This is a genomic window from Nocardia sp. NPDC003183 (assembly GCF_053590715.1).
Genome location: NZ_JBSFTG010000001.1, coordinates 308,694 through 335,084, shown reverse-complemented (window position 1 = coordinate 335,084; position 26,391 = coordinate 308,694). Strand labels below are relative to the sequence as shown.

Here is a 26,391-nt window from a genome sequence, read left to right as displayed (position 1 = left end):
CCCATGCCCGCAGAACACACGCACATCGTCGTGCTCGGCGCCGGATTCGGCGGGATCGGGCTGACGATCAAACTCCGCGAAGCCGGCTTCGACGACATCGTCGTGCTGGAACGCGCCGACGACCTCGGCGGCACCTGGCAGGCCAACACCTACCCCGGCTGCGCCTGCGATGTCCCCTCCCAGCTCTACAGCTACTCCTTCGCGCCCAACCCGGAGTGGTCGCGCACCTACGGCAAGCAGCCCGAGATCCTCGACTACCTGCGCACTGTCGCCGAGTCCAACGACGTGATCCGGCACGTGCGGCTCGGTACCGAACTCGTGGACGCGCGCTGGGACGACGAGCGGTCGCTGTGGCGGATCGAGACCTCGCGAGGCGAGCTCACCGCGGACTACTTCCTCTCCGCCGCAGGAATTTTCGCGGAGGCGAAGTATCCGTCGCTGCCCGGTCTCGACACCTTCGAGGGCACGGCCTTCCATTCCCTGCACTGGGACCACGACCACGATCTGACCGGCAAGCGCGTCGCGGTGATCGGCACGGGCGCCTCCGCGGTCCAGTTCGTACCGGAGATCCAGCCGAAGGTCGCCGCGCTGACGGTGTTCCAGCGGTCGGCGCCGTGGATCGTGCCGCGGATGGACCGCCCGACGATCGGGCTCGAACGTCGCCTGCTGCGTCAGATCCCGTTGGCACAGAAGGCTGTTCGGGGGACCTGGTATTCGCTGATCGAGGGTTTCGGGCTGGTCGGGTTCGTCGACAACCGATTCCGGCATCCCTTCGAGCTGCTGGGCCGGATCCAGCTGCGCCGCCAGATCCGCGACCCGAAGCTGCGTGCGAAGGTGACGCCGGACTACATGATCGGCTGCAAGCGAGCCATCTTCTCCGACGCCTATCTCCCCGCCCTCGACAAGGACAACGTCGACGTCGTCACCGACGGTATCGCCGAGGTGCGCGCACGCTCCATCGTGACCCGCGCCGGGGTCGAGATCCCCGTGGACACCATCATCTACGGCACCGGTTTCACCTCGACGCCGAGTGTTTTCGATCGCATCGTCGGCCACGACGGGCGCTCGATCGCCGAGCTGTTCCGGCAGCGTCCGCAGACCTATCTCGGTGCCGCGGTGGCCGGGTTCCCGAATTTCTTCTGCACCCTCGGTCCGTTCGGTGCGGCGGGCAACCAGTCGGCGGTGTTCATGATCGAGTCGCAGATCGCCTACATCGTCGACGCACTGAGCACGCTGCGCGCCCGCGGCGAAACCCGCATCGAGGTGCGGTCGCAGGTCCAGCGCGACTTCGTCGAGGAGATGGGCAGGCGCAGCGCCGAGACCGTGTGGCTCACCGGCGGCTGCGAGAGCTACTACACCACCGCCGAGGGCGGCAACGCCGGGCTGTATCCGAACTGGAGCTTCGAATACCGCCGCCGCACCAGACGATTCGACATCGAGTCCTATGAGGTGTCGGCATGATGGGCCTGCCCGATCTCGCGCCGACCTCCTGGTTCACGCGTTCCTACGACGTGGCGGGCAAGGTCGTCCTGATCACCGGCGCGGGCCAGGGCATCGGCCGTGAGCTGGCCGCGATCCTGTCCCATCGTGGTGCGCGGGTCGTGGTGGTCGATATCGACGCGGTCGCGGCCCGCCGGGCCGCCGACGAGTTGGGTTTGGACGCCCACGGTATCGGCGCCGATGTCGCCGACCGGGCGCAGATGACAGCGGCGGTCGACGAGGTGGTGCGCCGATTCGGCACCCTCGACGTGGTGGTCGCCAATGCGGGCGTGACGCCCGAGCCCGCCACCGTGCGCACGATGGACCCGGCGGACTTCGACCGGGTGATCGGGATCAACCTCACCGGCGTGTTCAACACCGTGCACCCGGCCCTGGACCACATCGTGTCCGCGCGCGGGCACGTCGTGGTGGTGTCGTCGTGCGCGGCGTTCGCACCGGGGATGGGCGGCTCGCCGTACATGGTGAGCAAGGCCGCGGTCGAACAGCTGGGGCGGGCGCTGCGCGTGGAACTCGCCGCGAGCGGGGCCAGTGCCGGCGTCGCGTACTTCGGCGTCGTCGACACCGCGATGACCCACGACATGCTCGACACCGACGACCTGGGCAAAGAGCTCGACGCGATGCTGCCGTGGCCGCTCAATGTGCGGATCACCGCCGAGTACGCGGCCAAGACGATCGCCGACGGCATCGCCCGGCGCGCACCGCGCACCATCGCCCCGAGCGGGTGGGAGCCCTACGCGTTGCTGCGCGGTGCGATCAACGTCGTGCTCGATCACCGGCTCGCCGCCGACTCCACGGTGCACGCGCTGATCCGGGCGATCGAGCAACGCCGGTGAGCGCCGAACGCGGGTCGCTGCGGGCGCGCACCGTCCGGCGGGTGTCGGCGCTCACGGTGGGTCAGCTGGCCGCGTTCGCGCCGGTGAACGCCTACACGCTGCCGCCGTCGCGGTTGCTGATCGAACAGGCACTGCGGGCGGGCGCGCCGCCGTTGCGCGCGACGGCGACCGAGCCGGTGGACGAGGACGGGATCCGCGGCGAGTGGGTGCGTGGGCCGCGCGCCGACCGTACCGACGCGGTCGTGCTCTACATCCACGGCGGCGGGTTCGTCGCCGGTTCGGCCCTCGGGTACCGCGGCGTCGCCTCCCGGCTGTCCACCGCGACCAAGCTCGCGGTGTTCACCCTCGACTACCGCCTCGCGCCCGAGCACCCGTTCCCGGCCGCACCCACCGATGTGGCCGCCGCCTTCGAGTGGCTGTCGCGGCGCTGTCCGGCGGACCGGATCGTCGTCGCCGGTGATTCCGCCGGCGGCTTCCTGGCCGCTCATCTGACCATCGAGAACGCCCGCGCCGGGCAGCCCGAACCGGGTGCGCTGGTGTTGTTCTCCCCGATGGCCGACCTGAGTCTGGCCACCGCCATCGGCCACGAGAACCAGCACCGCGACGGTCTGCTGTCCACCCAGATCGCCAGGCAGGCGATCGCCGCGTTCACCGCCGAACCGTTCGACCTGCGGCCTGTCCACGGAATGCGGCTGCCGCCCACCTTGATCCACGCCAGCGACACCGAGTACTTCGGCGCCGACGCGACCGAACTCGCGCGGCGCTGGCAGGCCACCGGGGCGCAGTGCGAACTGCAGGTGTGGCCGGATCAGATGCACGCCTTCCAGACCCTGCCGATCGTCGTCCCCGAGTCGAGGACCGCCTATCGCGCAGCGGCTCGCTTCGTCGCCACCCATCTCGACACCGCCCCCGCGGTCATGACCCAGAAAGCGCCTGCCTCGTGAGCATTTCCCGTTTCGACACCCTGCCCGCAGCGTTCCAGCACACCGCCTCGATCGCCCCCACCGCGATCGCCTTGCGCACCCCCGGCGACACCAAGACCCTCACCTGGGCCGAGTACGCGACCCAGGTCCGCGCCGTCGCCGCCGGACTGGCCGGTCTCGGGGTGCGTCGCGGCGACACCGTGGCACTGATGATGAGCAACCGGGTGGAGTTCTATCCCCTGGAAGTGGGTGCGCAGCATCTGGGCGCCACCTCGTTCTCGGTGTACAACACGCTCTCCCCCGAACAGCTCGCCTACGTGCTCGGCAATGCCGGAGCGCGCGTGGTGATCTGCGAGCCGCAGTACGCGAAGCTCATCGCCTCGTCCGGGGTCGACGTCGACCACATCGTGTGCGTAGACGAGGCGCCCGAGGCAACCCTGTCGGTGAAGGATCTGCTCGCGGCGGGCCGTGACGATTTCGACTTCGACGCCGCCTGGCGCGCGGTCCGTGGCGAGGACGTCGCGACACTCATCTACACCTCGGGCACCACCGGCGCGCCCAAGGGCGTCGAGACCACCCATGCCGCCCTGCTGTTCCAGGTGTACGGCATCGCCGACATCCTCGGCATCGAATTCGGTGACACCATCACCTCGTTCATGCCGACCGCGCACATCGCCGACCGGCTGACCGCGCTCTATGTCCAGGAGGTGCTCGGCACCCAGGTGACCAGTGTCGGCGATCCCAAGCAGATCGCCGCCGCCCTCGCCGACCTGCATCCGACCATCTGGGGCGCGGTGCCGCGGGTGTGGGAAAAGCTCAAGGCCGCCATCGAATTCAAGGTCGCGGCCGAACCCGACGAGACCCGCCGCCAGGGCATGGCGTGGGCGATGTCGGTCGCCGCGGCCCGCGCCGCCCATCAGCTCGCCGATGAACCGGTACCCGCCGAGCTCGCCGCCGAATGGGCGCGGGCCGACGAACTGGTGCTGAGCAAGCTGCGCGCCGCCCTCGGTCTGGACCGGGTGCGGTGGGCCATGTCCGGCGCGGCCCCGATCCCGCCGCAGACGCTGGCCTTCTTCGCCGGTCTCGGCATCCCGATCGCCGAGATCTGGGGCATGTCGGAACTGTCGTGCATCTGTAGCGTCAGCCATCCCCGTGACGCCAAGCTCGGGGCGGTCGGAAAGCTGTTGCCCGGCATGGAATCACGGCTGTCCGACGACGGTGAACTGCACGTGCGTGGGCCGCTGGTGATGAAAGGCTACCGAGGGATGCCCGAGCAGACCGCCGAGGCGATCGACGCCGACGGCTGGTTGCGCACCGGCGACATCGTCAGCATCGACGACCACGGCTACCTTCGCGTCGTCGACCGCAAGAAGGAGATGATCATCAACGCGGCGGGCAAGAACATGTCCCCCACCAACATCGAGAACGCGATCAAGGCGGCCACGCCGCTGATCGGCGCGATGGCCGTGCTCGGCGACGGCCGGTCCTACAACACCGCGCTGATCGTGCTCGACGCCGAGTCCGTCGAGCCCTACGCACGCGAGCACGCGCTCCCCGACGCCTCCGCCGCCGCGCTGGCGGTCGATCCCACGGTGCGGGCCGCGATCGAAGCCGGTGTGGCACAGGGCAACAGCAAGCTCTCGCGGGTGGAGCAGATCAAGCGCTTCCGCATTCTGCCCACGTTCTGGGAGGCGGGCGGTGACGAGGTCACGCTCACCTTGAAGCTCAAGCGCAAGGTCATCGCCGAGAAGTACACCGCGCAGATCGACGAGCTCTACGCGGAGAACCCGCCCGCCGAGGTCGTCAACGCCGGATAGCGGTACCCGACTCGTCCGACCCCGCCTGGCGCGGTCGGACGAGTCGGGTTGTCTGCAAGGCGAAGTAGAACTCGGCGGCCGCGGTGGGATCGGTACAGCTGCGGCCGGTGAGGGCTTCGATTCGCCGCAGCCGTTGGTGCACGGTGTTGCGGTGGAAGTGCAGTCGTTTCGCCGCATCGGCCACCACCCCGCCCGCGGCGAACCACGCCTCGAGCGTCTCCAACAGCGTGTCCCGCTCCATCGCGGGCAGCTCGAGGACCGAGCCGAGAATTCCGGTGGCGAGCTGACGACTCACCTCCGGCAGATGCGCGATCAGCAACGGGATCGGCTGGTCACCGAAGTTGTTGACCTCGATATCGCCGGGCCGGGCGCACCGGCACGCCAGTTTCGCCTCGTGGAGCGCGTCGTGGGCTCGACGCGGATCGTCGAACGGGCGGCTCACCCCGACCCGGCCGGTGGCCAGGCCCCCGAGGACCGCGTCGGCTTCGGCCCGCGCCGTGCCCGGTTTCAGGCTGATCAAGCCGATGTGGGTGTCGAATTCGACCGTCCAGATCGAGTGCACGCCGATCGAGCGCAGACGTTCCTCGACGCCGCGCAGCGGGGCCGCGACCGGCTCGACGATTTCGGCGCTGACCACCAGGAACGTCCCGGTCTCCGGCAGGTTCAGCAGGCGCAGGGTTTCCCACAGTGGCGCGCCGTCGTCGACGGCGGCCGACAGCAGTGAGCGCAACGCGAGGCTGCGGGTCTGCGCGTCGCGATGGGCGCGTTCGAACGCCACCTCACCGTAGGCTTCCGCGGCCGCGCTCGAGTAGTCGTCGATGATGCTCCACAGCTCGGAGCCCTTGTGCGCCAACGATTCTGTGAGCTCGCCGCCCATCTCGCCGAGCAGCCGGTCCCAGAGCAACCGGCCCGCCAGCCGGTACGCGTGCAGCAGCGCCGCCAGCGGAACCTGTTGCTCGGCCTTGAGCCGTCCGGCGGCGCGCGCGGCGTCCAGCCGCGGCCGGGAGCGACCCCCGAGTTGACCGAGCAGAGTCACCAGGTTGTCGTAGGTGGCCTGGCGCAGGTCCTGGTGGGTCAACCGGGTCGCCTCGGCATAGGCATGGTCGCCGGACAGGATTTGCGCCACCAGCACGTCGGTCAGCTCGTCCGCCCGCAGCAACAGCCTGTCGACAAGCTCCACCGATACGTCGGACGACACCTCGGGAACTGTCGTCATCCTCTTATTGTAGGCGCTGCGAAAAGCGTCCCTACCAGCTGCGTTGTGCACTTGCACACTGAGGTCACGGTAATCCGGAGCGCTGGACCATAGGTTGCCCGCCCACCGTCGGCCACGATCGAGACAAGTGATCCACCTCACTACATCGCATCGAGAGGCATTGCAATGTACGACTACGTCATCGTCGGCGCGGGTTCGGCAGGCGCCGTGTTGGCTGCCAGACTCTCCGAGGATCCGGCGGTATCGGTCGCCGTCATCGAAGCAGGGTCGGCCGACAGCGCCGACGAGATCCATATCCCGGCCGCGTTCGGCGCCTTGTTCAAGAGCGAGTGGGACTGGGATCTCGACACCGAACCCGAACCGCAGCTGGGCGGTCGGCGCGCGTACCTGCCCCGGGGCCGGATGCTGGGCGGATCGAGCTCGATGAACGCGATGATCTACATCCGGGGCAACCGTGCCGACTACGACGCCTGGGCCGCGGCCGGTGCCGAGGGTTGGTCCTACGACGATGTCCTGCCGTATTTCCAGCGAGCCGAGGACAACGAACGGGGCAAGGACGCCTATCACGGCGCCGGTGGACCACTGCGCGTCTCGGAGAGTCGTTCGCAGCACGCTATTGCCGGAGCCTTCGTCGAGGCGGCCGAGCAGGCGGGGTACGCGCGCAACGAGGACTTCAACGGCGCAACACAATTGGGCGTGGGCCGCTATCAGGTGACTCAGCGTGACGGCATGCGGTGCAGCACAGCCGTCGCCTATCTGCATCCGGCGATGACGCGGCCGAACCTGACCGTCATCACCGATGCGCTCGCCCAGAAGGTGCTGTTCGAGGGCGATCGGGCGGTCGGCGTCGAGATCAGCCGTGGCGGCGAGGTCGACACGGTTCGTGCCGAACGCGAAGTCATCCTCTCCGGCGGCACTTACGGATCGGCGCATCTGTTGCTGCTGTCGGGCGTCGGTCCCGCCGATGAGCTCGCGCTGTTCCAGATCGAGGTGGTGCGCGACCTTCCGGTCGGCGAGAACCTGCAAGACCACTACATGACGCTGATCAACTACCGCACCGACACCGAATCGCTGATGACCGCACTGTCGCCGGAGAACCTCGCGTTGTTGCAGGAGCAGGGCCGTGGTCCGCTCACCTCGAACATCGGAGAGGCGGGCGGATTCTTCGAGACGACGTCCGGCCTGGAAGGTCCGGACGTGCAGTTCCACCTGGCACCGGTGCTGTTCCACGAGGAGGGACTCGGCGCACCCGTCGCGCACGGATTCGCCGTGGGACCCTGCGTGCTCCATCCGACGAGCGTCGGCAAGGTGATGCTCCGTTCGGCCGCGCCGACCACCGCGCCGAGAATCGTGCACAACTACCTCGCCACCGACGAGGACCGGCGCAGCATTGTGGCGGGCCTGCGCATCGCCCTCGACATCGCGGGCCGGGCCGCCCTCGCCGAGCACATCACCGCGGAATTCGTTGCCCCCGAGTCGGATTCGGAGCAAGACCTGCTCGCCTTCGCCCGCCGATACGGCCAGACGCTGTATCACCCGACATCGACGTGTGCCATCGGGTCGGTCGTCGACAGCCGGCTGCGGGTGCTCGGCCTGCAGGGCTTGCGCGTCGTCGACGCGTCGGTGATGCCCACGGTCGTGCGCGGCAATACGAACGCGCCGACCATCATGATCGCCGAGAAGGCCGCCGACCTCATTCGCGAAGATGCCGTCGCCACCACCGGAGGAACGAAATGACCAGCACAGCAACGACAATCGACGCCGCGATCGAGGCATTGACCGAGGGCGCGGCGCGGTGGGCGGCGACTGCGCTCGCCGACCGTCGCCTGCTGCTGCAGCAGGTGCACGACCTGACCGAGCAACACGCGCAGGACTGGGTAGACATCGCCATCGGCATCAAGGGCCTGCCGAAGGATTCACCCCTGGTCGGCGAGGAATGGATCAGCGGCCCCTATCCGGTGATCACCGGCACCGGCGCGTTGATCGAAAGCCTCGCCGCGCTCGATGCCGGTCGTAGCCCGGTCGACGGCTTCGAGGTCACCGCGGCGCCCGGCAACAGGTCGGCCGTGCACGTGCTCCCGCACGGGATCTTCGATCGGCTGCTGCTCAACGGCTTCACCGCCGAGGTGTGGACCAAGCCCGGCGTCGACGCCGCCACCGTCCGGGCACGAGCAGGTTCGGGCGCACGCGCACCACACACGGCAGGCGGGGTCGGCGTCGTGCTCGGCGCCGGGAACATCTTCTCCATTCCGCCGCTGGACCTGCTGTACCAATTGATCGCGGACAACCGGGTCGTGGCATTGAAGCTCAACCCCATCACCGATCCGCTGCTTCCGGTGTTCGAGCGCATTTTCGCCCCGCTGATCGATCGCGGGTTCTTGCGAATCCTCACCGGCGGTGCCGATGTCGGCACCGCGCTGGTCAACCATCCCGACGTGACCTCGGTGCACATGACCGGCAGCAGCAACACCCACGACGCCATCGTGTTCGGCCGGGGAGCCGAAGGCGCGCAACGCAAAGCAGCGAACACACCGCTGCTGACGAAACCGATCACCAGCGAACTCGGCGGCGTCTCACCCACCATCGTGATCCCCGGGCAGTGGTCGGAGGCGGATCTGAAGTTCCAGGCCGAACACCTTGCGACGCAGCGACTGCACAACAACGGGTACAACTGTGTCGCGTCCCAGGTCGCCATCGTGAGCGCGGACTGGCCACAGAAGGAGAAATTCCTCGCCGAGCTGCGTGCGGCGTTCGAGCGGGCACCGGGGCGACCGGCCTACTACCCGGGCAGCGAGAGTCGAGTGGCCAACGCGCGCAAGGAATATCCGCAGGCACAGAGCGTCGGCCCGAACAACGACCGCACGCTGGTGCTCGGAATCTCGCCGTCGAAGGACGAACCAGCGCTGCACGAGGAGTACTTCTCCCCCGTTTTCGGTGTCACCGAACTGCCCGGCACCGGGTCGACGTTCCTGCGTGCCGCGGTCGAGGTCTCGAACGAGCAGTTCATCGGCACCCTGGGCGTGAACATCATCGCCCACCCGAAGACGCTGCGTCAGCTCGGCGCCGCGCTCGATGAAGCGATCGTCGACCTTCGATACGGCACCGTCGCGATCAACGCCTGGACCGGAGTCGGCTATCTGACCGCCCGCGCGAGCTGGGGTGCGTTCCCCGGCCATACCCTCGACGATGTGCAGAGCGGTATCGGCGTGGTCCACAACGCGCTGCTGATCGAAGATCCCGAACGCACTGTCGTCCGTGGGCCGTTCCGACCCGCGCCCAGGTCGATCACGCGCGGTGAATTCACGTTGGCGCCCAAGCCGCCCTGGTTCGTGACCAACAAGACCGCCGCCACCACGGGCCGTCTGCTGGCCTATTTCTCGGCGGCGCCGGGGTGGTCCAAGCTACCGGCGATCTTCGCCTCCGCCCTGCGCGGCTAGCTGTTCGCCGCAGCGACGAAACCCCGTTCCACCGGATCGACCGGCACCGAGATCCGGTGGAACGCTCTCGCGCGGGGGTCAGCGTTGCCGCACGGCGTCGTAAGCCCGCGGCAACGCCTCGCCGGAATTCATCGCCAGCAACGCTTGGTGCAAGTTCGCGCGCTGATCCTGATCCAGACCGTCGAAGAGGTCGTCGTTCAGCGTGCGGACGAGCTCGTCGGCCTGCTCGACGGCGCGCATTCCCTGCTCGGTGATCTCGACGAGAAACCGGCGGCGGTCGCGGTGATCGCGAATCCTGGCGGCCAGGCCCGCCGACTCCAGATGGTCGATCGCGGCGACCATGGTGGTCGAGTCGATGCGCAGCCGGGTTCCCAGTTCGAGCTGAGAGCTGGCCTGGTCGCCTGCCAGCACCTTCAAGATCATGAAGTGTCTGGTCCGCAGGCCCAGGGTGGCGAGCCGATCCTCGCTCACACGGAACATCACCTGCCCGAGCTTGATCAGCAGGCAGCTGGTGTGGTCGGCGACCATGTCCGGGATCAACGGTTCGGTCACTGGTGGGAAACCTCGATTTCTGAGCTGGACAGCAGAGGCGATCGTAGTCGGCGCCACACCCGCGTCGGTCATCGGCAGCCATCATCACCGATAATCGCTACAGATAATAGTTCGTACTACTGATAGTCTGCCCGGCATGGCGTCAGAATTCATCCAGAAGATCGACCTTGCCGACAAGGTCGCCGTCGTCGCGGGCGGCACCAGCGGCATCAATCTCGGTGTGGCCGAGGACTTCGCGCGGGCCGGTGCTCGCGTGGCGGTGCTGAGCCGCTCCGCGGACAAGGTCGACGCGGCCGTCGAACGGCTGCGCGAGCTCGGGGCCGAAGCCTTCGGTGGGAGCGCCGATGTCCGCGACTACAGCGCGACCGAAGCCGTCCTGCGATCGGTGCACGAGCAGTTCGGCGACTTCGACGTCATGATCTCCGGTGCGGCAGGCAACTTCCCCGCCGCCGCCGTCGGCATGTCCGCCAACGGATTCAAGTCGGTCGTCGACATCGACCTGCTCGGCACCTACAACGTCCTGCGCGCGAGTTACCAATTCCTGCGCAAGCCCGGCGCCTCCGTCATCAACATCTCGGCACCGCAGTCGGAGCTGCCGACGATCACCCAGGCGCACGTGTGTGCGGCCAAGGCCGGCGTCGACATGCTCACCAAGGTCCTGGCGATGGAATGGGGCCCGTTCGGCATCCGCGTCAACGGTGTGATCCCGGGCCCGATCGATGGCACCGAGGGCATGGCCAGGCTGGCCCCGACCGAGCAGGACCGGGCCCTGGTCACCGGCAGCGTCCCGCTGCGCCGCTACGGCACCCCCCGCGACGTCGCCAACGTCTGCCGCTTCCTCGCTTCCCCGCTGGCCGACTACGTCTCCGGTGTTGTGCTTCCCGCTGACGGCGGGTGGGTCCTCGGTGGCGCGTCGCAGGCGATGGGTGTCATCGGGCAGCCGCTCCTCGACGCCGCGCACCAGGGTCAGTAGCACCTGGGCGCGTCATGACCTGACCTCGTCCCAGAGGCGCAGGTAGACCTCGGCACCGCGAAAGACGTCGGCCATGATCTCCGGGCCGCCGAGAACACGGACCGCTTCGAGCCAGTCGGCGTAGGTTCCGTAGGTCGCGGTGCCGTCGGTGTTGATGTCGAAGGTGCGCTCGCCCCATCGTTCCCTGTCGAATGTCACCGCGCCGTCGTGGGAGACGAAGGGATATCGGATGGTGCCGGGTCCGAGCGGGCCGCCCTGGCCGGCGATGCCGTTCATATCCGAACCGAAGCCGAAACCGAACTCCGCGCCGGGCCGGGGCAGCACGCGGGCTTCCCGCCAGGCTTGGACGAAGCTCGCGGGCCCACCGGCATAGGGAGTCGCGAAACCGCCTGCCGCATAGACTCGTTCGGTGGTGGTGGGCGAGTCCCAGCCGTGCGAGGACAGCACACCGGGGTAGTCACGCTTTTCGATGATCGTCATGACTTCCTCCGCGGTGGCTTCGCTGAGGTGATCTATCTCGATGAGAAAACCGTGGTCGATCATCGCGTTGATCAGGTACTCGCCGAGGTCGGTCAGCCCGCGCGCATTGCAGTGAGATCCCGCCGCGTACAGCGGCAGTGGTGCGCCGCCGAGCAGCGGGCCGGTGAGATCGGCGATGAACTGGTTGATATGACCGGCGAGCGGCACCGAGAGCTGGGTGCTGTCCTGTTCGGGTCCGGGACAGGGCTGGACGTTCCAGAACGTGCCGGTCTGCATGAAGTTGCCCGCGTTCACCAGCAGGCCGGTGACATCGTGATCCATTTTCGTGCCACCGAACGCGTTGTCGAATTTGTGTACCGGGAAGAAGCTGCTCACGCCGATGGCGCGAAGTTCGGTGAGCCAGCGGTCGACGTCGGCTCGGCCGCACTCCGGTTGCCCGAGGAACACGCCACACCCCATCGGGTCGGACAACTCCATGCCGAGGACCACGGCGAGTTTGCCGGACGCGGCGACGTGGCGTGCTCGGGCCGGATCGGTGACGATGCGGAAGAAGCCCTGCCCGGGCCCACCGGCCTGGGCGTCGATGTAGTCCTGCAACGCCCGCAGGCTGTCGGCCTGCCTGCGCACCGAAGCCATGTCGTCACAGGGGTTTCGGCGATCGGTCATCATGGCGCACAGTGATTCGTTGTCCACCAGGTCGACGGTCATCACGCGCAGGCCCGCCTTCCACGAGCGCTCGATGCTGGTCCAGTAGGTGCCTTCGGCGGTGAGAACCGACGGTTTCGGCCAGTCGCGGAAGGTAGGCCAGCCTCGGGTGTCGGAGGCGTGGAACGGTTCGCCGTGGTCGAGGAAGTCGGCGATCACACCGTTGGTGCCGGTGCGGTACTGCGCGCAATCGGGCAACGCGTAGCTCACTCCGTAGGGGTGCCACGGGCGGCCGCAGTGAAAGTTGCCGCCCATGAATTCGTAGGCGGTGACGTGCGCGTGTGCGTCGATGGCGCCCACGACCGCGCCGTCGGCGCCGACGCTGGGGCCCGGAGTTCCCTGGGCGCCGGTCTGTGCCTCGGGGAAGTTCGCGCACCCGGTGTCCTGGACGAACGTGGCGGGCGTGCTGGTCGCGGTTTCGCTGTTGCTGAGAACGAATCCGCTCGCACCGGTGCCGTCCACCTTCCATACCGCCGACGGCGTCGGGTTCGTCGCGGGGCTGATCGCCCCCTGTCCGGCTGCCAGGACGTCGCCGTTGCGACCGTAGAGCAGGTATTCGCCGAGCGCTGTCGCCCGCATCCGGTACGGCCCGGCTCCCGGGACCAACGGCCCTGTCGGCGTGTCGATTCGGTAGCAGCCGTCGACCAGCGAATAGCGGGTCTGTCCTGGATCAGCGGTGGCGTGCCCCGGCACCGCGAGACCTGTGGCGATCAGGGTGACGGCGAGTATCGGTAGGTACGTCGAACCTGCTGGTCCCCAACGGGAGATGGTGGAACGCAAGACTTCTCAATTCTGAACTAGAGGTATTTCACCTTTCTCGGTCAAAATACTATGGAACATAGTTTTTCGTGGCGGGTTCTCAGACCACCAGCGCGCTCACCAGTGCCGCACTCACACCGACCACGGCCACCGCCGCCGCAGGCGCGAGCAGCATCACGGCGACCAGCATCGTGATCGCCGTTCGACGTGCGACCGCACGAGACTCCGGCGCGGCCGCCAGGCACTCGAGACGCATCGACAGCGAGTCATCGATCAACGGCAGCGGCGTGCCCGGGATCGACGGCATGCGGGAGGCGACGGTATGCAGCGCCCCGGACAGCGCCCGCGAATCGGTCGAGGCCGCGGCCGACCGATCGGCGGCGAATTCGACCAAGGTGGCAACGGCGACCGGGGCCGCGGCGAAGAGCGGAATCCACGAAAAGGCTTGGGCGAGAACCTGACAGACGCCGAGAATGTGGTGATGGAACCCGCGCAGATGCGCGTGTTCGTGCGCGAGTACCGCACGCCACTGCCGTTCGGTCAGGCAGCTCCGCAGCCCGTCGGTGACCACCACGTACCCACCGCGCCCGGCGACGCTGTACGCCAGCGGAATCGGATGATCGAGCCGTACCAGTTTCGCCCCAGCCCCATCGACCCGGCCCACCATCTCGACCAACTCCCGATGCTTGCGGCGCAGCGCGGCCCCGCGCCCCCGGTAGCCGACGACGATCCGTGCCAGCTGTCCGGTCGGTACGATCGTGGCGACCACGGCGATCGGCATGATCAGCCCCGCCGCCCAGGTGACGACCGCCGGTTCGACCGCGGCCAGACTGCGCACCACGGTGCCCGCCAACACATTTCCCGGCGGATCGCCCGGCCACGCCAATGCGATCACGGCCAGCACCCCACAGCCGATCGTCGCGACGAGCGCACCCAGCCACGCCACCAACCCGGCGACCGGGGCGGCGGTGAAATCGACCCGGGACAGGAACGCTGGAGCGAGCACAGCCAGCGCGATACCGGCCGCCAGCAACGCGGTCAGCAGGATCATGGTCCGCGCTCGTCGTCGGAGAGTCCCCGGCGCAGCGCCTCGACCTCGGGCGCACTGGCCGTGCGGACCAGATGCAACAGCACCGCGGGAGCGTCGGGGCTGGCGTCGAGGATCTCGCGCAGCAGATCGGTCGTCGCCTCGGCCCGGGTCCGGCTGGGCCGGTATCGATAGGAACGCCCGACCTTCTCGCGCCGCACCCACTTCTTCTCCCACAGGTGCGTCACCACGGTCAGCACGGTGGTGTACGCGGGAACCCGCTGGTCGTTGTCCCACCGATCCACCAGATCATGCACCGACAGCGCCGCCGAACTCTCCCACAGCACAGCCATCACCTGGCTCTCCAGCGCCCCGAGCCCCTTCATCACTCCCCCTCGTCCGCCGCGACAACACCACCGGACCGGATGCCGCCCGCCCAATTTACTATCCGACATAGTTTTTCGGACGACATGCTGTGAGATGTCCTCGGTCCGCCGAGGCGGCGATCACCGAGCTACGGCGCCGGCACCACAGTCGGCTAGGTTCGTGCCCATGAGCCGCACCACGACCGTCTTCGACAGCATCGACATCGCTGCCGATCCGGTGTCCATTTATCAGCAGGTCAGCGATCCGACCCTGATGGGCCGATGGAGCCCGGAGAACCGTGGCGCGAAGGTGGCCCAACCGCGCGAGTCCACTTATGTGGGAATGGAATTCGAAGGGTTGAACAAGCGTGGCGGTGCTCGCTGGGTGACCCGCTGCGTGGTGATCGCGGCCGAGCCGGGACAGCGGTTCGCGTTCCGCGTCGAGGCGATCGGCGTCCGGCGGCCATGGATCCGCGCGGGTATCGCGACCTGGGACTACCGGTTCGAGCCGGACGACGGTGGCACCCTGGTCACCGAGACCTGGCACGACGATCGCAAGTCATGGCCGGACGCGGCGGTTCAGGTCTTCGACCGGATCGCCACCGGCGGCGACACCTTCGTGGAATTCCAGCGCAAGAACATCCGCCGCACGCTGCGCAACCTCAAGCAGCACTTCGAGTCGAACGACTGAACGCGGGCGCCGGAGGGGCCTAACCGTCTTCCTACCGGTCGCCGTCAAGGCTCGCCGACGGCACGCCCGTCGTGGTGGGCACGGCGCCCGTCGTCGCCAGAATCGTCGCCGCGACCAGTTTCGGATCGTCGATCATCGGCACATGGCCGACTCCCGGCAAGATCTCGAAGCGGGCCCGCGGGAAGCGCTCCTGGGCGATGCGGCCATTGACCGCCGGCGGTAGGATCGCGTCCTTCTCCGACCAGGCCAGGGTGATCGGACACGGCAACTCCGACACCGACGCGATCTGCTCCCTGGTGTCGAGCACGTCTTCGGTGACCGTGCACCCGATGAGGTCGGCGGCCGCTGTCAGTGCTTGCGTCGGTGTCAAACGATCAGCGCGACAAGCGATATCGCGCAGCGCGAGCCGCCGGACCACCGCCGATCGCATGACCACCGGTTGAACCGGTCGGGACAGCTCGACCAGGGCGCCCAAGCGGCGCAGCTTCCTGACCGCGCCGGTCTGCCCATGGCCACCACCATCCCAGAACCCGGCAGGTGAGAGCGCGCAGACGCTCAATGCCCGACCCCGCAACGCGAGCTCGATGGCCATCCACCCACCGAGCGAGTTCCCCGCGAGATGAGCCTTCCCGATACCCCGCTCGTCCAGCATGCGCTCCGCCGCGTCGACGATGTCGCGCACTTTGACCGGACGCTCGCGCACCGCCGGCCCGCCCCGATGCCCGAGCGCTGTCAGCGCGACCACGTCGTGATGATCGGTCAGGCGCGGAACGACGTCTTCCCACGCCGCCGCCGACATGGTGACGCCATGGAACAGGACGACCGAGGACTTACCGGAACTCATGGGCAGATGCTACTCACCCCGGTCGCGCTGGGCCCGGTCGACGCGTTCGGCCTCGACGCGAGCCTTCGCCCCACAGACACCCCCCGATCGGCGGCGGCCGCAGCACACCCGCACTAGGAAGCGCCGGTGGCGAATTCGGCGAGACGAGTGGAGACCACCTCGGGTCTGCCGTCGTTCTGATGAGCCGCGGCAGTGAGGACGTCGATGTGGTTGTAGCCAGGGAGGTGGATCACTTCGTCCTGGGGGCTTCCCGAGTCCGCGACCGGGATGCCGCCGCTGCTGCGGAAAGTCAGGATGGGGTTGCGATCCACGCCGTCGAGATGGATGTGATGAACGGCGAACGACGGTGCCGTCGTCTGTTGGAGGTCGAGGCTGAGACGGGTGGGGAAATACCATTCGGTGAAGTCGAGGGGTGGTTCGCACAGACTGCGGGCCAGTTCACCGATGGCGGTCACTTCGCTGGTCGAGGACGTGTAGGGGGCGGTCAGTTCCGCTGTGTCGTTGTAGTCCGCCCAGCGATAGAGGGTATCCGGATGGTAGACCGTCGGCGAAACCTTCGGTGCGTCGCCGAACATCCCCATCGCCAGCGGGCTCAGTGCGATCGAGTCCGGAAGGGGAAAGGATTTCGGGCCGATCGGGCCGCCGGTGGGGAAACCCACGCTCGCTTGGAGGAATCCGAGTGGTTGGGAATTGTCGTCGAGGATCGCGCCCAGCACAGCTTCGTTGGTGGCGTTCAGGTCACGCACATCCGGTTGCCCGGTGACGAACATGGCGGCGTCCTGGGAGAGCAGGGTTCGCAGGGTTGCGGCGACATTGGGATTGTCGGGCAGTCGTCGTACGAGGTCGTTGACGCCGTCGGGACTCAGTCTGGCCGCGAGGCCTGCCAAGGCGAGCAGATTGGTGGTTTCGGGATTGATCACCGCGGGCAGGCGTAAGACCGGCAGCGCGGTATCGAGTTGCAGCGATACGGCTTCCACTGATCCGGCAATCGGCGCGGGAAGCTCGGGGACCTGAAGGCCACGCAGGCTCAGTCCGGCTTGAATAGTGGTGTCGAGCGCGAAATAGCCCGAGCACTGGTTATATCCGGCGTCATCGGTGGTTGCCGGATCCCCGTCGAAGTCCCACTCCGCGAAATAGCCGGTGACGAAGCCGCCCAGCGAATGGCCGCCGCACAGTACCTTTCGCTTGCGCACCGCTTGGTCGGGGAATTCGATCCGCAGCACGTCGTATTGGTCGCGCAGGGTTTGTGCGAGTCCCTGATCTCGCAACCACGCTGTTGCCGCACCGTCGGCATATCCGCTGAACCGGCGACCGTCGGCCTCGGCGCCGCGGAAGTAGTAGTCCGCCGCGGTATCGAACGATCCGGTCCGTAAGGCCGCGGCGACCCCGGTGTGGTCCTCCAAGCAGTTCGACCGACGATCCAGTGCCCAGAATTCGATGTATCGTCCCGATTCCGCCGCCGACGCGACAGTGTTGCGCGCCACGCTGTCGAAGGCGCCAGCCCCCTCGAAGACACCGGGTTGCGCGACCAGGACACGCTCGGCGTCGGCCGAGGACCGCGGTCCGTCGATCGCCCGCCACCGCAGATACGACAGGGTGTCGCACGCCTGCGGATGCGGCAGGCTGCCCGGCGGCAACGGCACCGCGAGAGTGACTTTCGATGCGACGACCGACGTCACCGGCGACGAAGTCGAGTACACCGTTTCCGTGCGGACGGGCACCTCACCGCTCGCGACCGGGGCTGCGGCAGACACGCCGATTCCGGCCATCGCCAATGCTGTCACCAATGCCGAGATGCTGTTTCGCCGAAGTCGCATACGAACATTCCCTTATTCACGGTCACCGATATCGAACCCTGTCCCACTGTGAGGCAACCGGAATAGGCCCGCACCTGTTTTCGATCACAACAGCGAGCTCATCTCCAAGGCCGCTGAAAATGCGTGGACCGGCGGCGCACAAGTCCGTCGCATCGTCTGGGAACCCGGCAGCGTTCGCCTGCGTCGATGGTCGCGCTGATGGCTCCGTCTCCTGCCGCACCGGCGCCACGGACCTCGGCGATGACCGCCTGAACCTTGGCTTCGGCCCGGATCTCGTCGACAGTATGCGGCGCGTCCTCGGTGAACGGACTGCCGATACTCGACGACGCAGCCACCGGCGTATAGAACCCTCGCCGATTGTTTGGTTGACTGGCCCTGTGGTTTCCACGAGCACCATCACCAGCATCCGCACCCTCGACGGCCTGCACCTGGCAGGCACCATCGTCACCCCTGACCAACCGCCGGCTCACGCCGCGCTGCTGGTGCACGGTGGTGGTGTCACCTGCGAGGAGGGTGGCTTCTTCACCCGGCTGGCGGATGGGTTGGCCGAGTCCGGGGTTGCCTCGCTGCGGTTCGATCTGCGCGCTCACGGGGAGAGTGATGGCCGACCAGAGGAGTCGTCACTTGCCGCCCATCTCAACGACATTCGCGTCGCCCTAGGGCATCTGTCGGTCGCGACCAACGCGCCGACAGTGCATCTGGTCGGTACCAGCTTCGGCGGGGGTCTCGCCGCCTACTACGCGGCGAAGCATCCTGCAGAACTCACCCGATTGGTGTTGCTGAACCCGCAGCTCAATTACAAGAACCGCTACATCGATCACAAGCAGTATTGGGTCAACGACTTCCTCAGCGACGAGAAGGCCGCCGAGCTGCGGCAGCAGGGTTACCTCAATCACTCGGCGACGGTGAAGCACAGCCGGACTTTCCTGAACGAGGTGTTCTGGATTCAGCCGAACAAGGTCATCGGTGAGATTCAGACGCCAACGCTGGTTGTTCACGGCACAAAGGACACTTTCGTGCCGGTCGAGACATCCCGCGAAGCCGTCCAACAGCTACAGGTCGAAAACCGGTTCGTGGAGATCGACGGCGCTCAGCACGGCTTCGCCGTCCACGACGACCCGCAGTACCTGGATCCGCAGAGCCAGCAGTGGCAGGCGTTCGTCATCCGAAACGTGGCGGAGTGGCTTACAGACGGGTAGCGCTCGCGTACACGGTTTCTCGGAGTGCTCGCGGCCCCGGACGGTGTTGCCAGCGGTCCATCGCCTCGATGGCTCGGGCAAGTTCCTGTTTTGTGCGGGCCGACCGTTTATCGGTGGCGCAGCGTACGGCCAGCAGGCCCTCGTCGGCAGCACTGTCGGGATCGCCGCACAGCGCCAGAGCGACAGCATGCCGAGCACGGAAGTAGCCTTCATCACGAGTCGACAGCGCGCCAGAGCCAAGCACTGTGCGGTAGATGGATACAGCTTGGAGTGGTCTACCTGCCTCAATGTAGGTACTTGCCGATCGCAGCTGGTGCGTGTGCTCGTCGTTTTCGTTGCCTGGCCCCAGTGCCAATACCTGCCGGGCTTCGTCGAGTTTGCGCTCCACCTCGCTGAACGACTCGCCGCCCATCGCCAGCCCGCGAGCGATCTGCTGTGTGATCTCCGATCGGATTTCGACCGGCAATTGCCAAGGGCCGTGATGGGCCGCTTCCGCGAGTGAAAGTACGCGTGAACCGTCGCGGTCGTCGTAGGCCATCTGGGATTTTCTCAGCAACACGTAACCCTGCATCGGGAGATCGTTGGCTTCTTGCGCCATCTCGGTAGCGCGGTCGTACCAATATCCGGCGGCAGTGGGTTGGCGGAGATCGCGGTACAGCCAGCCGATGAATTCCGCACCATCGGCTCCGAGGGCCAGCAGCGGCTGCCGAACCGAGGACCTCACCTCCTTACAGTGACGTCGCACTGCCGCATGCACTGCAAGTGCTAGCGGCAGAGCTGCGGTTGAACCATGTGTGCCGTCATCGGCTTTGCTCTTCGTCAGTTGTTCTCGGAAGAACGTGATCGCTGCCCCATCGAAATAGCGGTAGCCATCATGCAGCGCCAGCGCGATCTGCTCGAGCTGGCCGGCGTGGCTGGAATCTGGTGGTGTGCCTCGGGCACCACCGAGGAGCCACCGGGCGAGGCGAACATCGGCTTCGCCGTCGTGGTCCTCGGGCAGGGTGGCTTCGTCCTCGTCTGACTGGCGCAACTTGAACCACAACAACTCAGCCGGAATGCGCAGCGCCTGCGCCCACTGGGTGAGGCGCGAAAGATGTTCGGGGGCGGGGCCTTTCTCGATCCTGCTCAGCTGGGCTTGGGTCAGGCCGAGCCACGAGGCGATCAGTTCCTGTGGCAGAACGCGACCATGGTGCGGATGCAGCCGATAGGCGTAGATGACCCGGCCGATATGCCAAGTAGACAGCGCATCTCGCATTTGGTCGGTTTGCCAGAATCCGGCGGGTACCTGAGGTGGGTGAGCCAGTTGTTCACGAAAGGCGAGATCGCAAGGATGACAGAATTTCTGGGCGTTGTAACTGCTGAGCCTGTTCCCACAGTGAGCGCAGTAACGCTGCGTTCTGGGTGCCCGCGTCATGACTTGCTACTCCCGGATTCGCTCGGGTGATGCCATTTCCCCTGGTCAGGTGGACCGTACCAGCCCATGATCAGGGGCGCTATACGTTTCATACATACCTCGAAACTCCCTGTACTAAAGGGCTTTTCGGGCTCAAGGGGCGGCGTCAGAGGCAGCGAGCAGAAGCCCCGGCCATACGCCCGGCGCATACGCCGGGGCGAAGTCGCGGCATACCGCCGGGGGGCTTCGGCGACAAGGCTGAGGCAGGTATCCGGCACCGGGCGACGCCGCGAGCCCCTTTCGCGGTGCACCGGTCTGCCCGTGGGTGGCAGGGCGGTGGCGAAAGCCCCGGTGCCGGGTGCGTCCAATTCCCGCCACTGAAGCTGCTGAACCGGAGACGCTATGCCCAGCCAGTCCAAGCTCGACATGTCGCCGACGAACTGACTCGAGGCCGCCCGCAGTTCGTCGTGACGATCGACGACGAACTTCACCGCGAACTACCACCCCTCCCGTGCGCCAGGCTCTGGGATTGAAGTTCGCCAGCAGCTCGCAAGTGCCCGCCATACTTACCGCTATCTCGAATCGAAGGGCGATCCGCCATGTCTACGCCAGATCCGAATGCGCAGAACATGTTCGTGGATGCCGCGGGCCTGCTGGCCGAGCACATGTGCCAGGTGCAGCTCCTCGGCTTGACCTTCACCCGCGCGTTGGAGCTTCAGGCGCTGCACAACCAGCACCGACCGGACGATTGCCGTGTGCATTTGCAGGTGGCGGTATGGCTGTGGGAATGGGGGGCGGGATGAGGTAATCGGCCTCTGCGGAAATGCATCCGCAGAGACCGGGTGTCCTTGTTACGTGACGATCCGTAGCGGATTTTCGACGAATTCCTTCAGGGTTGCCAGGAATTGAGCTGCGACCGCGCCGTCGATGGCCCGGTGGTCTGCGGACATGGTGACGCGAAGGATCTTGCGGGCGACCACTTCGCCGTTGTCGAGGCGGAGTTCGTCGGCCGCCGCTCCCACGGCGAGAATCGCGGATTCGGGCGAGTTGATCACCGCGGTGAATTGTTCGATGCCGAACATGCCGAGGTTGGAGATGGTGAAGGTGCCGCCCGACATGTCCTCGGCGCGGAGCTTGCGATCGCGGGCGCGGGTCGCCTTGTCGCGGCTCTCGGTCGCGATCTCGGAGACGCTCTTGCGGTCGGCGTCACGGATGACCGGGACGAGGAGTCCGACCGGGGTCGCCACCGCAACGCCGATGTGGATTCCCTTGTGGCGCAACAGCTTGTCGCCCGCAAAACTGATATTGACCGAGGGATCCTTGCGCAGTGCAGTCGCGACCGCCTTGACGAGCAGGTCGTTCACGCTGACCTTGCTCTCGCCCGCCGCGTCCAGGGTGGCGTTGATCCGCGCGCGGAAGGCGAACAACTCGGTCACGTCGATCGCGCTGGTCAGATAGAAGTGCGGCGCCTGCTGCTTGCTCTCGGTGAGCCGAGTTGCCGATACGCGCTGAATGTTGGTCAGCGCGACCTCCTCGAACTCCCCTGAAGCCGGAACAGACTGCACGGCAACCGCACTCGCCTCAGGCGACGGCGTCGAGATGTCAGCGGGCGCCGCGACGCTGTGGGCCGCCTCCACGTCTCGTTTGGTGACCCGCCCACCAGGGCCGGTACCCACGACGGAGTCCATATCGACCTGCAACTCGCGGGCGATCTTGCGAGCGAGCGGCGAGGACTTGACCACGACCCTCGGCGAGACCGAGGCGGGCTCACTGTGCGAACTACGTTGTGGTGCAGAGTCTCTGACAGGAGAGTTGACAGCGGTCGGCACGGCAACGGATGGCGTCACCGCAGCAGCGGCACCGGAATCCGCCGTCGAGGTGGTGCCGTCGCCGACGATCGCGATCGGCTCACCGATCGCGACCCGAACGCCCGGCTCGGCGAGGATCTTCTCGAGCACTCCGTCGTCGTAGGCTTCGAGTTCCATCAGCGCTTTGTCGGTTTCGATCTCGGCGACGATCTCGCCGCGGGTGATCTGGTCGCCGACCTGTTTGAGCCAGGCGGAGACGACGCCGTCCTCCATGGTGTCGGAGAGCCGGGGCATGACGATTTCGGGCATGATCTTGTCCGTCCTGTTCCTGGTTCTCAGCGCCGCCGGCCGACAGCGGCCAGGGTTTCCGTCACGGCGGTATAGAGCGATTCCGCGGACGGCAAGGCGAGCTTCTCCAGCGGCTTGGCATACGGCAGCGGAACCTCGGCCATCGCCACACGGCGGACCGGCGCGTCGAGATAGTCGAAGGCACCGTCGGAGATGGAGGCCGCGATTTCCGCGCCGATGCCGTAGGTGAGCCAGTCGTCCTCGCCGATCACCGCGCACCCGGTATTGCGGACCGAGGCCACGATGGTGTCGCGATCGAGCGGACGCAAGCTGCGCAGGTCGATCACCTCCACCGAAATTCCCTCGCCGGCAAGACGTTGCGCGACCTCGGTCGCGACGGTGGCCATCCGGGAGTAGCCGATCAGCGTGATGTCGGTTCCCTCCCGGGTGACCGCCGCCTTGCCGATCTGGGCAGGCGCAAGATCCTCGGGCACTTCGCCTTTGGTGTTGTAGAGCGACAGATTCTCCAGAAACAACACCGGATCGTCGTCGGCGATCGCGGCCTTGAGCAGCGCCCGCGCATCAGCGGGAGTACTGGGCGCCACGACCTTCAGACCGGGCACGAAGGCGTAGTACAACTCGATGTTCTGCGAATGCGTCGCCCCGAGTTGCTGGCCGCCGCCACCGGGAGTCCGGATCACCATGGGCACATTGGTCTGCCCGCCGAACATGCCGTAGATCTTCGCGGCGTGGTTGACGATCTGGTCCAGCGCCAGCAGCGAGAAGTTGATCGTCATGATCTCCACGACCGGGCGCAATCCGAGCATCGCGGCGCCGATCGCCGCACCGACGAACCCCTCCTCGGCGATGGGGGTGTCGCGTACTCGCTTCTCGCCGAACTCCTCGAGCAGACCGGCGGTGATCTTGTAGGAGCCTTCGAAGACGCCGATCTCCTCCCCGATCAGAAAAACGTCGTCATCGCGTCGCATCTCTTCACGCAGGGTCTCGCGCAGCGCTTCGCGATAGGTCATGACAGGCACAGTGGGAGTCCTCAGTGGGTGAAGAGCGGATCGGCGGGCAGACGGCGGGAATCGCCCGGCACCGGAGTGGCGTAGGTGTAGTCGAACAGGCTCGACGGCTCCGGATGCGGGCTCGCGTCGGCGAATTCGACGGCGGCGGCGACACCGTCGGCCACCTCACGGTCGAGATCGGCCAGCGACGCTTCGGTGAGCACACCGGCGGCGAGCAAACGCCGCTGCCACAACACGATCGGATCGTGTTCACGCACCGTGGCAACGGTTTCGGTGCTGCGGTACTTGGCCGGGTCGACCACCGAGTGACCCTTGAGCCGGTAGCTCACCGCTTCGAGCAGTGCGGGTTTGCCTTCCCGGCGGGCACCTTCGATGAGTTCGCTCGCCAGGTCGCGCACGGCCAGCACATCGGTACCGTCCACCCGCTCCCCGCGCATGCGATAGGCCGCGGCGCGCTTCCACAGATCCGGTTCGGCCGAGGACTTCTCGACCGTGGTCCCCATGCCGGTCTGGTTGTTGATCACCAGGAACACCACCGGCAGCCGCCACAGCGCCGCGATATTGAGCGACTCGTGGAAGGCGCCGATATTGGTGGTGCCCTCCCCCATCTGGCACACCACGACGTCGTCGCCGTCGTTGTAGTCGATGGCCAGCGCCGCGCCGATCGCCAGGGGAACCTGTCCGCCCACGATGGCGTAGCCGCCCAGCAGCCGGGTCGCGGTGTCGTACATGTGCATCGAGCCGCCCCACCCTTTGGAGGTGCCGGTGGAGCGGCCGTAGAGCTCGGCCATCACGCGACCCGGATCGATGCCCTTGGCCAGTGCGTATCCGTGTTCGCGATAGTTGGTGAAGAGGTAGTCGGTGGGGCGCATCGCCGCGCCCAGGCCGACGACCGTGGCTTCCTCGCCGAGGTTGAGATGGCAGTAGCCGCCGATCTTGGCCTGCTGGTAGCTCTGCGCGGTGCGCTCCTCGAAGCGCCGGATGAACAGCATGTCGCGGTAGAGACCACGCAGGGTCTCGGGATTCTCGGCCGCGACTGCGGAGTCGACATCCGAAGCGGGCGCGGCGGTTTCGGCCGGCTTGCGGGCGGGCTTGCTCCGCGCGGTGGTCGTGGTCATGTCGAGCTCCTCAACGCTTGCGTGGCGCGATGTGTACCGGCAGTCCGAGTCCGGCCATGGCCGCCTCCATGCCGATTTCGCCGAGTGTGGGGTGGGCGTGGATGGTGTCGGCCAACTCGTCGAGCGTGGCTTCCAGCGAGATCGCCAGCGCGCCCTCGGCGATCAGGTCGCTGGCGGACGGGCCGATGATGTGCACGCCGAGCACTTCCTGATGCGCTTGCCCCGCCACGATTTTGATGAACCCCTCGGTCTCGCCAAAGGTCTTGGCCCGGCCCAGTGCCGCGAACGGGAATTTGGCGGTGATCACCTCATGGCCTGCCGTGCGAGCGGCCTCCTCCGTGAGACCGACGCTCGCGATCTCCGGGTGGGTGAACGTCGCTGCCGGGATGACCGTGTAGTCGATGTGAGTGTCGTGCCCGGCGATCACCTCGGCCGCGGTGATGCCCTGGTGGGAGGCGACATGGGCGAGCAGGGCCCGGCCGGTCACGTCGCCGATGGCGGACACGTGCTCGACATTTGTCCGCAGTCGATCGTCGACCTCGATGAAACCGCGCGCGTCCGTGGCGATTCCAGCCACATCGAGACCGAGTTCGGCGGTGTTGGGGCGTCGCCCGACGCCGACGAGGACGACATCGGCGTCGAGTTCCTGGGCCGCTGGGCCGCCGACCGATACCCGCAGCGCGTCGCCCTCGGTGATCGCCGTGACGGTGGCGCCGGTGAGAACGGTGATGCCACGCTTGCGGAACGAGCGGCCGAGTGCGTCGCCGATCTCCTTGTCCTCCAACGGAACCAGGCGGTCCTGCATCTCCACGACCGTGACCTGGCTGCCGAACGTGGCGAACAGGCTGGCCCATTCCGCGCCGACCGCGCTGCCGCCGATGACCACCAACCGTCGCGGTACCTCGGTCAGCCCGAACGCGCCGTCGGAGGTGACGACGCCGGGCAATCCCGCGCCCGGGATCGGTAGCCGCGCGGGGACCGAACCGGTCGCGACGATCACGTCGCGCGCGTTCACCCGGCGAATCGCCGTTCCGGCGGGCGCGGCGTAGCGGGGGCCGCCGTCGAAGATCGGTGAGGCGCCGACTTCGTGGACCTCCACGACAGTCGGTTCGACGAACCGGGCATGGCCCTCGATGACCGTGACACCGTTGGCCTTCAGCAAGCCGGCTACACCGTCGGTCAGTTCTTTGACGATGGAGTCCTTGCGCTGGCGCACCGCGCCGAAGTCGTAGCGCACATTGTCGGCGAGAACGCCGAATTCCGCTGCGGTGGTGAGAGTCTGGAAGACCTCCGCCGAGCGGAGCATCGCCTTGGTGGGAATGCAACCCCAGTTCAGGCACACGCCGCCGGGGCGCTCCTTCTCCACCACGCAGACCTTCAGGCCGCGTTGCGCGGCACGGATGGCGGCCACGTATCCGCCCGGTCCACCACCGATCACCAATAGATCGAATTCCAGCACTCGTGGTGCTCCTCAGCTCGAACGATCAACCCATCCACGGTCGTGGCTTGGATCATCCGTCGAGTCTCACGGTCCACAAATGCACAAACAACCAACCGACAGCCCAGAATTCGGAGCTCGAAAATGGGCGCTGCGCCCAATCGGTCGCGGTTGCGG

At 66.9% G+C, this 26,391-nt stretch carries 23 protein-coding genes; 11 read left to right on the top strand and 12 right to left on the bottom strand.

The features are described 5' to 3' along the window. The first annotated feature begins 3 nt into the window (after positions 1-3). Genes ACWDXS_RS01440 through fadD11 form a run of 4 tightly spaced genes read left to right on the top strand, consistent with a single transcriptional unit; the run spans position 4 to position 5,073 of the window. Positions 4-1,461 (top strand): flavin-containing monooxygenase, encoded by a 1,458-nt coding sequence (locus ACWDXS_RS01440; RefSeq protein ID WP_449960850.1) that lies wholly within the window; start codon positions 4-6, stop codon positions 1,459-1,461. Then, complete coding sequence (locus ACWDXS_RS01435) at positions 1,461-2,333, top strand: short-chain dehydrogenase/reductase (RefSeq protein WP_449963366.1); 873 nt, start codon at positions 1,461-1,463, stop codon at positions 2,331-2,333. The genes ACWDXS_RS01440 and ACWDXS_RS01435 overlap by 1 nt, the downstream gene beginning before the upstream one ends. After that, complete coding sequence (locus ACWDXS_RS01430; RefSeq protein ID WP_449960847.1) at positions 2,330-3,277, top strand: alpha/beta hydrolase; 948 nt, start codon at positions 2,330-2,332, stop codon at positions 3,275-3,277. Before ACWDXS_RS01435 ends, ACWDXS_RS01430 begins: the two co-directional genes overlap by 4 nt. After that, a complete protein-coding gene (gene fadD11, locus ACWDXS_RS01425; protein ID WP_379312601.1) occupies positions 3,274-5,073 on the top strand; it encodes a fatty acid--CoA ligase FadD11 in 1,800 nt (599 codons plus the stop codon). The genes ACWDXS_RS01430 and fadD11 overlap by 4 nt, the downstream gene beginning before the upstream one ends. Here fadD11 and ACWDXS_RS01420 read toward each other — a convergent pair. Then, positions 5,060-6,289, bottom strand: a complete 1,230-nt coding sequence (locus ACWDXS_RS01420) for a PucR family transcriptional regulator (protein ID WP_449960844.1) — start codon at positions 6,287-6,289, stop codon at positions 5,060-5,062. The genes fadD11 and ACWDXS_RS01420 overlap by 14 nt on opposite strands. A 165-nt stretch (positions 6,290-6,454) precedes the next feature. On the opposite strand from ACWDXS_RS01420, the gene ACWDXS_RS01415 reads away from it, so the two are divergent. Next, a complete protein-coding gene (locus ACWDXS_RS01415; RefSeq protein WP_449960841.1) occupies positions 6,455-8,026 on the top strand; it encodes a GMC family oxidoreductase in 1,572 nt (523 codons plus the stop codon). Then, complete coding sequence (locus tag ACWDXS_RS01410) at positions 8,023-9,726, top strand: aldehyde dehydrogenase family protein (RefSeq protein ID WP_449960838.1); 1,704 nt, start codon at positions 8,023-8,025, stop codon at positions 9,724-9,726. The genes ACWDXS_RS01415 and ACWDXS_RS01410 overlap by 4 nt, the downstream gene beginning before the upstream one ends. Before the next feature lie 78 nt (positions 9,727-9,804). Here the strand turns inward: ACWDXS_RS01410 and ACWDXS_RS01405 are convergent, their stop codons facing one another. Next, positions 9,805-10,278 (bottom strand): MarR family winged helix-turn-helix transcriptional regulator, encoded by a 474-nt coding sequence (locus tag ACWDXS_RS01405; RefSeq protein WP_378630766.1) that lies wholly within the window; start codon positions 10,276-10,278, stop codon positions 9,805-9,807. A 136-nt stretch (positions 10,279-10,414) separates the two neighbouring features. Here ACWDXS_RS01405 and ACWDXS_RS01400 point away from each other — a divergent pair, with 136 nt between their 5' ends. After that, positions 10,415-11,251 carry an SDR family oxidoreductase gene (locus ACWDXS_RS01400; protein WP_449960834.1) on the top strand — a complete coding sequence of 279 codons (837 nt, stop codon included), beginning with the start codon at positions 10,415-10,417 and terminating at the stop codon, positions 11,249-11,251. A gap of 12 nt (positions 11,252-11,263) precedes the next feature. On the opposite strand, the gene ACWDXS_RS01395 is transcribed toward ACWDXS_RS01400, so the two are convergent. From ACWDXS_RS01395 to ACWDXS_RS01385, 3 genes are all read right to left on the bottom strand, one after another. Beyond that, positions 11,264-13,216 (bottom strand): peptidase, encoded by a 1,953-nt coding sequence (locus ACWDXS_RS01395; RefSeq protein WP_449960831.1) that lies wholly within the window; start codon positions 13,214-13,216, stop codon positions 11,264-11,266. 79 nt (positions 13,217-13,295) lie between these two features. Continuing rightward, the gene (locus tag ACWDXS_RS01390) at positions 13,296-14,246 is read right to left on the bottom strand and encodes a M56 family metallopeptidase (protein WP_449960828.1); all 951 of its coding nucleotides are present in this window, start codon (positions 14,244-14,246) and stop codon (positions 13,296-13,298) included. After that, positions 14,243-14,608, bottom strand: a complete 366-nt coding sequence (locus ACWDXS_RS01385) for a BlaI/MecI/CopY family transcriptional regulator (RefSeq protein ID WP_449960825.1) — start codon at positions 14,606-14,608, stop codon at positions 14,243-14,245. The genes ACWDXS_RS01390 and ACWDXS_RS01385 overlap by 4 nt, the downstream gene beginning before the upstream one ends. A gap of 166 nt (positions 14,609-14,774) precedes the next feature. On the opposite strand from ACWDXS_RS01385, the gene ACWDXS_RS01380 reads away from it, so the two are divergent. Further along, positions 14,775-15,278, top strand: a complete 504-nt coding sequence (locus ACWDXS_RS01380) for an SRPBCC family protein (RefSeq protein WP_378989720.1) — start codon at positions 14,775-14,777, stop codon at positions 15,276-15,278. A gap of 31 nt (positions 15,279-15,309) precedes the next feature. On the opposite strand, the gene ACWDXS_RS01375 is transcribed toward ACWDXS_RS01380, so the two are convergent. Next, positions 15,310-16,077 (bottom strand): alpha/beta fold hydrolase, encoded by a 768-nt coding sequence (locus ACWDXS_RS01375; RefSeq protein WP_449960822.1) that lies wholly within the window; start codon positions 16,075-16,077, stop codon positions 15,310-15,312. Between the two features lie 9 nt (positions 16,078-16,086). Between ACWDXS_RS01375 and ACWDXS_RS01370 the strand changes: the two genes are divergently transcribed. Next, positions 16,087-16,239 (top strand): hypothetical protein, encoded by a 153-nt coding sequence (locus ACWDXS_RS01370; RefSeq protein WP_449960819.1) that lies wholly within the window; start codon positions 16,087-16,089, stop codon positions 16,237-16,239. Here the strand turns inward: ACWDXS_RS01370 and ACWDXS_RS01365 are convergent. Beyond that, positions 16,236-17,939: a hypothetical protein gene (locus tag ACWDXS_RS01365; RefSeq protein WP_449960816.1), complete on the bottom strand. Its 1,704-nt coding sequence runs from the start codon at positions 17,937-17,939 to the stop codon at positions 16,236-16,238. The two genes, ACWDXS_RS01370 and ACWDXS_RS01365, sit on opposite strands and share 4 nt — an antisense overlap. Positions 17,940-18,058: 119 nt before the next feature. Here ACWDXS_RS01365 and ACWDXS_RS01360 point away from each other — a divergent pair, with 119 nt between their 5' ends. Further along, on the top strand, positions 18,059-19,138 hold the full coding sequence (locus ACWDXS_RS01360; RefSeq protein WP_449960814.1) for an alpha/beta hydrolase: 1,080 nt from the start codon (positions 18,059-18,061) through the stop codon (positions 19,136-19,138). Here ACWDXS_RS01360 and ACWDXS_RS01355 read toward each other — a convergent pair. Beyond that, positions 19,125-20,393 carry an XRE family transcriptional regulator gene (locus ACWDXS_RS01355; protein WP_449960811.1) on the bottom strand — a complete coding sequence of 423 codons (1,269 nt, stop codon included), beginning with the start codon at positions 20,391-20,393 and terminating at the stop codon, positions 19,125-19,127. The two genes, ACWDXS_RS01360 and ACWDXS_RS01355, sit on opposite strands and share 14 nt — an antisense overlap. 737 nt (positions 20,394-21,130) lie before the next feature. On the opposite strand from ACWDXS_RS01355, the gene ACWDXS_RS01350 reads away from it, so the two are divergent. Next, positions 21,131-21,334, top strand: coding sequence for a hypothetical protein (locus ACWDXS_RS01350; protein WP_449960808.1), 204 nt, complete (start codon positions 21,131-21,133; stop codon positions 21,332-21,334). 48 nt (positions 21,335-21,382) lie between these two features. Here ACWDXS_RS01350 and ACWDXS_RS01345 read toward each other — a convergent pair whose 3' ends face one another. The 4 genes from ACWDXS_RS01345 to lpdA are packed head-to-tail and all read right to left on the bottom strand — an operon-like array spanning position 21,383 to position 26,235. Continuing rightward, positions 21,383-22,648 carry a dihydrolipoamide acetyltransferase family protein gene (locus ACWDXS_RS01345; protein ID WP_449960805.1) on the bottom strand — a complete coding sequence of 422 codons (1,266 nt, stop codon included), beginning with the start codon at positions 22,646-22,648 and terminating at the stop codon, positions 21,383-21,385. Between the two features lie 26 nt (positions 22,649-22,674). After that, entirely contained in the window at positions 22,675-23,658 is a 984-nt protein-coding gene (locus ACWDXS_RS01340; protein ID WP_449960802.1) for an alpha-ketoacid dehydrogenase subunit beta, read from the bottom strand. Positions 23,659-23,678: 20 nt separating this feature from the next. After that, positions 23,679-24,776: a pyruvate dehydrogenase (acetyl-transferring) E1 component subunit alpha gene (gene pdhA, locus ACWDXS_RS01335; protein WP_449960799.1), complete on the bottom strand. Its 1,098-nt coding sequence runs from the start codon at positions 24,774-24,776 to the stop codon at positions 23,679-23,681. A gap of 10 nt (positions 24,777-24,786) precedes the next feature. Further along, positions 24,787-26,235 carry a dihydrolipoyl dehydrogenase gene (lpdA, locus tag ACWDXS_RS01330; protein WP_449960796.1) on the bottom strand — a complete coding sequence of 483 codons (1,449 nt, stop codon included), beginning with the start codon at positions 26,233-26,235 and terminating at the stop codon, positions 24,787-24,789. Positions 26,236-26,391: the final 156 nt, after the last annotated feature.

Excerpts from the sequence above, each read along its gene's own strand:
- ACWDXS_RS01350 (WP_449960808.1), top strand. The coding sequence starts at position 21,131 with ATGTCTACGCCAGATCCGAATGCGCAGAACATGTTCGTGGATGCCGCG.
- ACWDXS_RS01355 (WP_449960811.1), bottom strand. The coding sequence starts at position 20,393 with ATGCGAGATGCGCTGTCTACTTGGCATATCGGCCGGGTCATCTACGCC.
- ACWDXS_RS01435 (WP_449963366.1), top strand. The coding sequence starts at position 1,461 with ATGGGCCTGCCCGATCTCGCGCCGACCTCCTGGTTCACGCGTTCCTAC.
- pdhA (WP_449960799.1), bottom strand. The coding sequence starts at position 24,776 with ATGACCACGACCACCGCGCGGAGCAAGCCCGCCCGCAAGCCGGCCGAA.
- ACWDXS_RS01375 (WP_449960822.1), bottom strand. The coding sequence starts at position 16,077 with ATGTCGGCGGCGGCGTGGGAAGACGTCGTTCCGCGCCTGACCGATCAT.
- ACWDXS_RS01370 (WP_449960819.1), top strand. The coding sequence starts at position 16,087 with ATGGAACAGGACGACCGAGGACTTACCGGAACTCATGGGCAGATGCTA.
- ACWDXS_RS01345 (WP_449960805.1), bottom strand. The coding sequence starts at position 22,648 with ATGCCCGAAATCGTCATGCCCCGGCTCTCCGACACCATGGAGGACGGC.
- ACWDXS_RS01420 (WP_449960844.1), bottom strand. The coding sequence starts at position 6,289 with ATGACGACAGTTCCCGAGGTGTCGTCCGACGTATCGGTGGAGCTTGTC.
- ACWDXS_RS01385 (WP_449960825.1), bottom strand. The coding sequence starts at position 14,608 with ATGAAGGGGCTCGGGGCGCTGGAGAGCCAGGTGATGGCTGTGCTGTGG.
- ACWDXS_RS01440 (WP_449960850.1), top strand. The coding sequence starts at position 4 with ATGCCCGCAGAACACACGCACATCGTCGTGCTCGGCGCCGGATTCGGC.
- ACWDXS_RS01360 (WP_449960814.1), top strand. The coding sequence starts at position 18,059 with ATGCGTGGACCGGCGGCGCACAAGTCCGTCGCATCGTCTGGGAACCCG.
- ACWDXS_RS01390 (WP_449960828.1), bottom strand. The coding sequence starts at position 14,246 with ATGATCCTGCTGACCGCGTTGCTGGCGGCCGGTATCGCGCTGGCTGTG.
- ACWDXS_RS01415 (WP_449960841.1), top strand. The coding sequence starts at position 6,455 with ATGTACGACTACGTCATCGTCGGCGCGGGTTCGGCAGGCGCCGTGTTG.
- ACWDXS_RS01340 (WP_449960802.1), bottom strand. The coding sequence starts at position 23,658 with ATGACCTATCGCGAAGCGCTGCGCGAGACCCTGCGTGAAGAGATGCGA.
- ACWDXS_RS01410 (WP_449960838.1), top strand. The coding sequence starts at position 8,023 with ATGACCAGCACAGCAACGACAATCGACGCCGCGATCGAGGCATTGACC.
- ACWDXS_RS01400 (WP_449960834.1), top strand. The coding sequence starts at position 10,415 with ATGGCGTCAGAATTCATCCAGAAGATCGACCTTGCCGACAAGGTCGCC.
- ACWDXS_RS01380 (WP_378989720.1), top strand. The coding sequence starts at position 14,775 with ATGAGCCGCACCACGACCGTCTTCGACAGCATCGACATCGCTGCCGAT.
- ACWDXS_RS01365 (WP_449960816.1), bottom strand. The coding sequence starts at position 17,939 with ATGCGACTTCGGCGAAACAGCATCTCGGCATTGGTGACAGCATTGGCG.